This window comes from Mariniphaga sp., assembly GCF_041687215.1.
Taxonomy (GTDB): domain Bacteria; phylum Bacteroidota; class Bacteroidia; order Bacteroidales; family Prolixibacteraceae; genus Mariniphaga.
This window is the reverse complement of sequence record NZ_JAWLCI010000098.1, coordinates 1-10,302: the sequence shown is the minus strand read 5'-3', so window position 1 is coordinate 10,302 and position 10,302 is coordinate 1. Positions and strand designations below refer to the sequence as shown.

At 45.2% G+C, this 10,302-nt stretch carries 6 protein-coding genes; all 6 read left to right on the top strand.

Going from position 1 to position 10,302, the window contains the following annotated elements:
- Window positions 1-425 precede the first annotated feature (425 nt).
- Window positions 426-1,655 (top strand): Nramp family divalent metal transporter, encoded by a 1,230-nt coding sequence (locus ACESMA_RS20585; RefSeq protein ID WP_372950763.1) that lies wholly within the window; start codon window positions 426-428, stop codon window positions 1,653-1,655.
- A gap of 256 nt (window positions 1,656-1,911) precedes the next feature.
- Window positions 1,912-2,949 (top strand): NAD-dependent epimerase/dehydratase family protein, encoded by a 1,038-nt coding sequence (locus ACESMA_RS20580; RefSeq protein ID WP_372950762.1) that lies wholly within the window; start codon window positions 1,912-1,914, stop codon window positions 2,947-2,949.
- Window positions 2,950-3,008: 59 nt separating this feature from the next.
- Window positions 3,009-4,112: a dihydrodipicolinate synthase family protein gene (locus ACESMA_RS20575; protein WP_372950761.1), complete on the top strand. Its 1,104-nt coding sequence runs from the start codon at window positions 3,009-3,011 to the stop codon at window positions 4,110-4,112.
- The gene (locus ACESMA_RS20570; protein ID WP_372950760.1) at window positions 4,100-4,951 is read left to right on the top strand and encodes a GNAT family N-acetyltransferase; all 852 of its coding nucleotides are present in this window, start codon (window positions 4,100-4,102) and stop codon (window positions 4,949-4,951) included. The genes ACESMA_RS20575 and ACESMA_RS20570 overlap by 13 nt, the downstream gene beginning before the upstream one ends.
- A 266-nt stretch (window positions 4,952-5,217) precedes the next feature.
- Entirely contained in the window at window positions 5,218-7,881 is a 2,664-nt protein-coding gene (locus ACESMA_RS20565) for an alpha-L-rhamnosidase (protein ID WP_372950759.1), read from the top strand.
- Between the two features lie 3 nt (window positions 7,882-7,884).
- The coding region (locus ACESMA_RS20560; RefSeq protein WP_372950758.1) for a hypothetical protein at window positions 7,885-10,302 on the top strand (2,418 nt) is incomplete at its 3' end.

Here is a 10,302-nt window from a genome sequence, read left to right as displayed (position 1 = left end):
CTTCTTTTTTCATTACTGTGCAAATTTAAATTAAACAAAAAAATACCGGGGGTCGCGACCCCCGGTATTTTCATTTACACAGTTTATGAGATAGTGCTTATTTGGAGGATAAAATAGCAAACCGGTTTTTATTGTTTCGAAATACCTAGTTCCTGGCTTCACGTCATCCACCATCACTTTTGCGTGATCGTAAACCTTGCCGCAAAGCAAATGGTTTTAGAAGCATCTTTTTCGGCTATCCCTTAGTTTTCATTTTTACTAATAAATTGGTTTCCCAACGATTGTTTCCTTCTCTTTTCAAAAAAATATTTCCCAAACTATAGCAGCAGGCTTAGTAAAGATATTATTTTTAGCTTTTCAAAAAATATTGAAACATTTTGATCCGGAGTTTTAAAACGGAAAAACTAAAAATAAAACGATTGAATATGGCTTGGTTGAAAAAACTTAAACTTTATCTCCAATCCCTCGGGCCCGGTTTTATCATTGCTTCTGTAGTATTGGGGCCGGGTAGTATTACGGTTTCCTCGCGGATGGGTTCGGAGCACGGGTATGCATTTTTATGGGTAATTATACTGGCTGCCATTTCCATGTATATTTATACATCCATGGGTGCGCGGTTTGGCACTACCAGCAACGATTCCATACTTCAATCCATTGCCGGTAATTACGGAAGGTGGTTTTCGGCGATAATCGGTATTTCCGCGTTTATGGCCGCATCCAGTTTTCAGTTTGGAAATAACCTCGGTGTCGGCATTGCCATGCAGGGAATTACCGGCATTGATGAACGGATTTGGCCGCTCATTTTTACTCCTTCGGCTATTGTGCTGCTTTTCTGGGCAAAAAATCTGTACAAGGTTCTCGAAAAGCTGATGATGTTTCTGGTTATGATTATGATTCTGGCTTTCCTTTTTAACCTGTTGCTTACAAAACCTGCCGTAAGCGATATTGCCGGTGGTTTTATACCCCGTTCATTTTCGTTCGATTCCCTTGATATAATTGCCGCACTGGTGGGTACCACCTTTGTGTTGCATGCTGCTTTGTATCAATCCTATCTGGCCCAAAATAAGGGCTGGAAAGTTACCGACATGAAAAAAGGACTCAGGGATTCGTACACCGGAATTTTTATGCTGGCTCTCATTTCAATTTTAATAATAGTTACCTCTGCAACTGCATTGCACCCATTGGGAATTACTGTAAATTCTGCGGCTGATATGGCCATGCAGCTCGAATCGCTTTTCGGGAGTTATGCCAAAATTATTTTCAGCATTGGGTTGTGTGCCGCTGCTTTTTCTTCACTAATGGTGAATGCGGTAATGGGGGGAGGACTGCTTTCCGATGGGCTCGGGCTTGGCCGGACCATGAACGATAAAATGCCGAAAGTATTTACCACCATTGCCCTGCTTTTGGGAATGGTGATTGCCGTTTTCTTTCGCGGAGATGTGATTTATGCCCTGATTCTCGCCCAGGCCTCTTCCATACTGGCTGTTCCGCTTATCGCATTTGGTATGTTTTTGATTCTGAATAACAGAAAAGTAATGGGCCGGCTTAAAAACAACCCGTGGCAAAACTTTCTGGCCGTTTTTGGTTTTGTTTTAATCAGCCTGATGGTTTATTTGATGTACAGCCGGATTATCGGGTATCTGCAGTCATTATGATATTGAAATATACCGTTTTATGGTTCAGATATACTAATATTTTATTTTTTGGATGGTTGCTTTTTGGAGCATATATAACAAATGAAAAAATACAAATCACAAATAAATTACAAAGTAAAAAAATCAAATTCAATACATTTTCAGAGAAGATTTAGCTATTGTAATTATTTGGATTTTTGGTCATTAATATTTGGGATTATTTTGTTTTTTGAAGTTTGATTTTTGTTTTTTCTCATTACAAAAATTTTTATAAACGATGAAGGATTATCCTGACAAAATAAAAAACGAAGCAGAACTGGAGGAACTTTTATCCCGTCCTTCGGCAGAAACCGTGGAGTTGTTTAAAAGGCTTGAAGGGGATATTCTTTTTTTGGGAATAGCCGGGAAAATTGGCCCTTCGCTGGCACACATGACCAAACGGGCCTGTTTGGAGGCCGGTATAAAAAAGAGGATAATCGGGGTTTCCCGTTTCAGTAATCCGGCTGAAAAAGATTTAATTGAAAGTTGGGGTATTGAAACCATTCAGGGCGATTTGCTCGACCGAAAGTATCTGGAAAGTTTGCCCAAAGTGAAAAATGTTTTTTTCCTGGCCGGAATGAAATTCGGTTCCGAAGAAAATCTTTCGCTGACCTGGGCTATGAATTCCTTTTTGCCTGCCCTGGTTGCCGAATATTTTAAAGATTCGCGGATTGTGGCCTATTCCACAGGGTGCGTGTATCCAATGGTTTCTGTCGATTCGGGCGGTTCAAAAGAAACTAACAAGCCGGAGCCGGTTGGGGAATATGCGCAATCGTGCCTGGGCCGGGAACGAATGTTTGAATACGGAAGCCGGAAATACAAGACACCTATCGCGCTCATCCGGCTGAATTACGCCGTGGAGCCGCGTTATGGTGTGCTGGTGGATATTGCCACCAAAGTAAAAAACAATCAGCCTGTTGATTTAACCATGGGCTACTTTAATGCAATTTGGCAGGGCGATGCTAACAATATGGTACTCCGATCTATGGAACATACTGCCAGCCCGGCATGGATAGTGAATATCGCCGGCCCCGAAACCCTGCGGGTGCGTGATGTGGCGCTGGAGTTTGGAAAACTTTTCAACAAGGAGGTTCAGTTTACCGGCAGTGAAGCTGAAACGGCACTTCTGAGCAATGCTGAACAGGCATTCCGGTTCTTTGGAAAACCAAATGTTCCGGTTCAAAAGGTAATGGAATGGACTGCCCGCTGGATGGAAGAGGATAAAAAGTTATTGGGAAAACCGACGTATTTTGAGGTGCGGGACGGGAAGTATTAGGAGCCCCTGCCAGCCTCCCCGAAGGGGAGGTGAAAGAATAATAAACAGACTTATTTCACATGAAAGAACAGTTGAAAAAAATCACCGGTCAAACTCCCTCTCCTTTGGAGAGGGCTGGGGAGAGGCATGCTTTTTTGCACAATGGAGTTGTCATTCCGGCGCTTCCGCTGGCACTGAACAAAAACCGGAAATTGGACGAACGCCGGCAGCGTGCACTGATGCGCTATTACCTTGATGCCGGTGCAGGCGGTGTGGCCGTTGGAGTGCATACCACCCAGTTTGAAATTCGTTTGCCCGAATTTAATCTGTACAAACCGGTTCTGGAAATTGCCAGGGAAGAGTTTACCCGCTTTGAAATAAAAAACAAAAAACCCGTAATTCGGATTGCCGGGGTGATTGGAAAAACGAACCAGGCCGTTGCCGAGGCAGAAATTGCCCTGCAAACCGGATATCACGCGGTGTTGCTTAGTGTGGCTGCTTTTGCTGAAGCTTCAAATGCTGAAATTATTGAACATTGTAAAGAAGTAGCGCAAATCATTCCGGTTATTGGATTTTACCTGCAACCTGCTGTGGGCGGACGAAAACTGGACGTTGATTTCTGGCGTGAATTTGCACAGATTGAAAACGTAATTGCCATAAAAATGGCGCCGTTTAACCGCTACCAAACGCTGGATGTGGTGCGCGGCGTGGCCGAATCGGGCAGGGCAGACGACATCGCACTTTACACGGGCAACGACGATAATATTCTGGTTGACTTGTTGTCGGAATATCGTTTTGAAGTGAACGGAAAAATCGTAAAGAAAAGAATTGTTGGCGGTTTGCTTGGGCACTGGGCAGTGTGGACTCGTAAAGCCGTTGAACTTTTGGAAAAGATTCAGAAGAATCAGTTATCGGACAACGTGCAGGATTTGCTGGCATTGGCTAACCAGATAACCGACTGCAACGCGGCCTTTTTCGACGTGGCTAACAATTTTAAAGGCTGCATTACCGGTATTCATGAAGCACTGCGCAGGCAGGGACTTCTGGAAGGTGTCTGGACGCTCAATGAAAATGAAACGCTTTCGCCTGGTCAAAAAGAGGAAATTGATCGTGTGTATGCCGCTTATCCTCATTTAAATGATGATGATTTTGTAAAAGAAAATCTCGACAAGTGGCTGGCCTGAAAATATTAACCGTTCAGGATATTCCGCAGGTCTGGGAGCTTTCAAATGCCGAAGGATGGAACCAGACGGAGAAGGATTGGAGATTTTTGATTGAAAATCCGGGAAATGTATGCCTGGCGCTGGAGCAAAAAGGAAAAACCGTGGCAACTGCCACGGCCATGAATTATGAAAAAAGGGTGGCATGGATTGGGATGGTTTTGGTTGACAAGGCCTTCCGCGGAAAAGGATACAGCAAATTGCTTCTTTCTGAATTGCTCAACCGGTTAAGATCATTCCAAACCATTAAACTGGATGCTACGCCAGCAGGTCAACCTGTTTATCAGAAATTCGGATTCAAAAATGAAAGGGTCATTAACAGGATGATTCTGGAATCACTTGAAATGGATTTGCCGGAATTTGAAAATGAAAATATGCCAACAGTGGTTCAAACAACTGATATTCCTGAAATTATTAAATACGATGCCCAGGTTTTTGGTGATTGGCGGAAAAATCTATTAGAATATTTGATTCAGAAAAATTCGGAAAATGCGTGGGTCCTATCGCAACAAGTTGAATTTAAAGGAATTGCTTTGGGACGAAAGGGTACCCGGTTCTTCCAGGTTGGGCCGCTTTCGGCTGAATCTGAAAGGGAGGCCAAAATACTCTTGTCACAAATGTTGAACAAGTTGCCGCACCAACCGGTTGTGGTTGATGTTTGGGAAGAAAAAATGGAGTTAATAAACTGGCTGGTGAACATCGGATTTATAAAACAGCGGCAGTTTGTCCGGATGGTTTTGGGTGAAAATTCTCCGGAGATTTCTGAAAAGCAATTTCTGATTTGCGGTCCGGAGTTCGGGTAGGTTTACACTACTGGCAGAAGTTGTGTTGCAAAATTTTTTTTCACCGGCGCAGCCCGATGATCGGATTTTTCCGCCCCTTTCCCAGCTTTAGCGTTTAATTTCTTAACGGCTAAAGCCAGATTTGCTGGTATTTGTCCTTGATCACCGGGCTAAAGCCAGGGCGTAAAACCCAAGGCTTCTTTGCAATCTCCAAAGTTTTCCATTGCCGGATAAAAAAAGATAAATACTTTTATCGTGAGTATAAAAAACAATCTAAACCATCTGTTATGAATCGATTTGTTACCTTTTATTCCCTGATTATTCTCCTTTTTATTGTTGGGTGCAATTCCAAAAACAGCCCCGAAGTGTTCGACGTTCGTTGCGAAAGCCTGCAAAATCCGCTGGGCATTGACAAAACAACGCCCCGTTTTAACTGGAAAATCAGCAGTGAAAAAAACGGAACCGAACAAAAAGCTTTTCAGATTCTGGTTGCCGCTGAACGTTCGAATTTAACCGAAAACAAGGCCGATTTGTGGAATTCCGGGAAAGTTGAATCCTCTGCTTCCATCTTTGTACCTTATCAGGGACAAAAACTAAACTCCGGAACATCCGCCTGGTGGAAAGTCCGGATTTGGGATGAAGCCGAAAATGTTTCTGCCTGGAGCGAACCAGCCCGGTTCAGTGTAGGTTTTCTGGATGAATCAGACTGGCAAGCTTCTTACATCGCCTTTAATACGGATAACGGTTACCGTGAATGTCCGCAACTTTTTCAGACTTTTGAAGTGGACGAAACTGATTCCAATTACTTCCTGCATGTAAATTCACTGGGTTACCACGAAGTTTTTCTCAACGGCAAAAAAGTGGGAGAGGGAGTTCTGGCGCCGGCAGTTTCACAGTTCGACAAGCGTTCGTTAATCAATACTTACGATGTTTCTGCACTTCTGCAAAAAGGAAAAAACGAGTTAATTCTTTGGCTGGGCAGTGGGTGGTACACCGAAGGCCTGCCCGGGGTGGCCAACAACGGTCCGGTGGTGCGGGCACAACTGGAAAAGGTTGAAAATAACCAGCGCGAAATTATTCTGGCAACTGATGAAAACTGGAAGGGAAGAAAGAGCAGCTACACGCGGCATGGCAACTGGCGGCCCAACCAGTTTGGCGGTGAAATAGTAGATGGCGTGCTGGCGAAAAATGATTTGGAAACCGATAATCCCGAAAATCCCTGGCAGCCGGTTTCGCTGGTGGATATTCCATTCCACGGGGCGATCCCGCAAATGACCGAACAAAATGCCGTTACAGAAACCATTAGTCCGGTCTCCATCGAAGAAATTGCACCGGACACATTCCTGGTGGACATGGGAAAAAATCTCACCGGATGGGTGGAATTTCATTTTCCAAATCTGCGAAAAACGCAGGAAATTAAACTGGATTATTGCGACCATTTAATCAACGGCGAACGGTTTAACGACCGGAACCAATGGGACAAGTACATCGCTTCGGGAGATTCGCCCGAAACGTTCATCAATAAATTCAATTACCACGGATTCAGATACATTCAAATTACCGGGTTGAATGAAAAACCAACAGATGAATCCATCAAAGCTTACCTGATTCATACGGATTTTGAGCCGGCTGCAACGTTTGAGTGTTCCGATCCCGATTTGAACGCCATTCACGACATGCTTTTTTATACGTTGCAATGCCTGAGTTTGGGCGGCGATTTTGTGGATTGTCCGCAAATTGAGCGCCTCGGCTATGGCGGCGATGGAAATGCATCCACCTTAACGGCGCAAATTATGTTTAACCTGGCGCCGGTTTACAACAACTGGCTGCAGGCCTGGGCCGATGTCATCCGCGAAGACGGAGGAATGCCGCACACCGCCCCGAATCCGTATCGTGCAGGCGGAGGTCCCTACTGGTGCGGGTTTATCATTACGGCTTCGTGGCAAACTTATATGAATTATGGCGACACGCTGGTTCTGGAAAAATATTATCCGGTGATGCAGAAATGGCTGGGTTATGTGGAAAAATACACAGTTGACGGCTTGCTGAAACGCTGGCCCGACACCGATTATCGCGGCTGGTACCTTGGCGACTGGGCTACGCCGGAGGGAATTGATCAGACTGATGAAACTTCGGTTGACCTCGTGAACAATTCGTTTATTGCTGTTTGTTTCGACAACATGGAACGCATTGCCGGGGTTCTGGGAAAACCGGAGGATGCAGACTTTTATGCTTCGAAAAAGAAACAGTTGCAGGAAAAAGTTCATGAAACATTTTTCGATGAAACAACCAATTCGTATGCCACCGGAACGCAGATTGACCTGGCTTTTCCGATGATTGCCGGCGTGGTTCCTGAGGCAAAGTTGCAAGCTGTTGAAAATTCCCTGTATCATGAAATCGAAGTGAACCGGAAGGGGCATCTGGCCACGGGACTGGTGGGATTGCCGGTTCTGACCGAATGGGTGGTGGAAAACAACAAGGCTGATTTGATGTACTCTATGCTGAAAAAGCGCGGTTACCCCGGCTACCTCTACATGCTCGACAATGGCGCCACCACCACCTGGGAACACTGGAATGGCGCCCGCAGCCATATTCACAACTGCTACAACGGCATTGGTTCGTGGTTTTATCAGGCAATTGGCGGAATCTGTCAGGTAGAAAATGTGCCGGCTTACCAGAAGGTTCGTATTCAGCCGCAAATTCCCGATGGTATAACCTGGGCCAACACGTCGCAGAAAACACCTTTCGGGAAACTGGTGGTGAACTGGAACCTGGATGGCGAAATGCTGAACCTGGACATTGAAATTCCGGTGGGCGTTGAGGCCGAAGTAGTTATTCCGGCTTCAACAAACTATTACAATGTAGATGGAAAAGAATTTGAATGGGTTGATATGGAAGAAAAAAGAGTGGGTTTGAAGAGCGGAAAATATAAAGTGAGTTACAAATTATAGGCTATGATAAAAAATCTTTCGGTACTGTTTTTAATTTTTGCACTGGCATGTAAATCTCCCGATGTTTCCGAACCGGAATTGATGAAAGAAGCCGTGCCCGTTTGGGCCGAAGGTCGTGAAACGGAAATGAACCTGACGCTGGGTTTTCAGGGGATTTTTCAGGCTGAAAAAAACAGCGAATTTACACTGCGGGTTACCGCCTCCACGCTTTACCGTGTTTTTCTGAACGGTGAGTTTCTGGGGTACGGACCGGCGCGGACAGCCCACGGTTTTTTCCGGGTAGATGAATACGACATCGGAGATGTGGTGAAATCCGGCGAAAACATACTGGCCATTGAAGTAGCCGGATACAATGTGAACACCTACTACACCCTCGACCAGCCGTCGTTTTTGCAGGTGGAGCTGGAATCGGACGGGAAAATGGTTCTGGCCACCGGAAATAACCCGGGATTCAAGGCTTTTGAATTAACAGAGCGCTTGCAGAAAGTGGAACGGTACAGTTTTCAGCGCCCGTTCACCGAATACTACCGCATTGGCGAAGGTTTTGATGACTGGAAAACGTCGGCAGATTTTTCGCCTAATCCCCTGAAACTTGCGGAACAGCCCGGAGGAAAACTGATTCCGAGAAACCTGTTAATGCCTGAGTTTGAAACCATGCAGCCTGTGGAGATTTATGCCAAAGGAACTGTCGGTTATCAAAAACCGGAACGGTATTATAAAGACCGGTCGCTGGTTCGCATCAGCGAACAATTTAAAGGATACCCGGAACCGGAAATCGAAGTTTTGCCTTCGCAATTGATGCAGGAAATAACTTCTCAAACCATGACAGAGGTATCAGAAAAATATACGGAAAACCCGGTTGTTTTGGCTGAAAATGAATTTGCCACTTTCGATTTTGGTACCAACCTGTCGGGTTTTATCGGAAGTCGAATTAGTTGTTCCGAACCTTCCACCATCATTTTTCATTTCGATGAAATACTGACGGAAGGCGATGTAAACTCCAAAAAGCGGATGGCCGATGTGAACAACCAGGTGATTACTGAGCTGGAACCGGGAACTTATAATCTGGAATCTTTTGAGTCCTACACGTTCAAATACCTGAAAGCCATTGTTACAGAAGGGAACTGCACCATTGAGGATTTGTACATCCGGGAATATGCTTATCCTGACGATGCGCGGGCAACATTTGCCAGCAGCAATCCGAAACTGAACGCCATTTACGATGCTGCCCGGCAAACCTACCGGCAAAATGCGGTGGATATTTTCATGGACTGTCCCTCGCGCGAGCGGGCCGGCTGGCTGTGCGACAGCTATTTTATGGCCATCATGGAAAAAGGGTTTACCGGCAAATCGGATGTAGCCCATAATTTTTACGAAAACTATGCGCTTGCCGGCAGTTTTGAGTTTCTGCCCGACGGCATGTTGCCCATGTGTTATCCTGCCGACCACAACGACGGGGTGTTTATTCCCAACTGGGCTTTGTGGTTTATCGTTCAGATTGAAGATTATGCCGGCAGGGGAGGAGACCCGGAGCTGATTGCAAAGCTGGAACCCCGAATTGCTGCTTTACTGAATTATTTCGAATCGTTTGAAAACGAAACAGGCCTGCTGGAAAAGCTGAATAGCTGGATTTTTGTGGAATGGTCGCGCGCCAACGATTTTGTGCAGGATGTGAATTACCCCACCAACATGCTTTATAGCGCTGCTCTGGAAAAAGCCGGAAAACTGTATCAGAACTCCAAGTGGTTAAATAAAGCCGGAAAGGTGAAACAAGCCATTTTGGAGCAATCGTTTAACGGGGAGTTTTTTGTGGATAACGCCGTGCGCAGTGAAAACGGAGAGCTTGTTGTTACAGAAAATACTACGGAAGTTTGTCAGTACTACGCCTTCTTTTTCAAGATAGCTACACCCGAATCCCACCCGGATTTGTGGAAAAAACTGATCACCGAATTTGGTCCCAACCGCGATGATACAAAAACATTTCCCGATGTTTTTCGCGCCAACGCATTTATTGGCAATTACCTGCGCATGGATATTTTGTCGGAATACGGTTTGCAAAGCCAGTTGCTGAATGAAATTCAGGAATATTTCTACTCCATGGCGGAAATCACCGGAACTTTGTGGGAAAATATGAGCGCACATGCCAGTTGCAACCACGGGTTTGCCTCCTACCTGGGACATGTTTTGTACCGCGATGTTTTGGGAATCAGCAATATTGATTACCTCGAAAAAGAAGTAACCATCCGGTTTGCCGACATCGGTCTGGACGAATGTTCCGGATCCGTTCCGGTTGATGACGGGGTGATTGAACTGCAATGGAAACATTCAGGCAATCAGATTCAATATTCCCTCAACGTACCGGAGGATTTTACGGTGAATGTTGAGAACCGGACACCTTTTGAACTGGTAGTTTTAAATAAT

Coding starts and splice junctions, on each gene's coding strand:
- ACESMA_RS20585 (WP_372950763.1), top strand. CDS start 426: ATGGCTTGGTTGAAAAAACTTAAACTTTATCTCCAATCCCTCGGGCCC.
- ACESMA_RS20575 (WP_372950761.1), top strand. CDS start 3,009: ATGAAAGAACAGTTGAAAAAAATCACCGGTCAAACTCCCTCTCCTTTG.
- ACESMA_RS20565 (WP_372950759.1), top strand. CDS start 5,218: ATGAATCGATTTGTTACCTTTTATTCCCTGATTATTCTCCTTTTTATT.
- ACESMA_RS20580 (WP_372950762.1), top strand. CDS start 1,912: ATGAAGGATTATCCTGACAAAATAAAAAACGAAGCAGAACTGGAGGAA.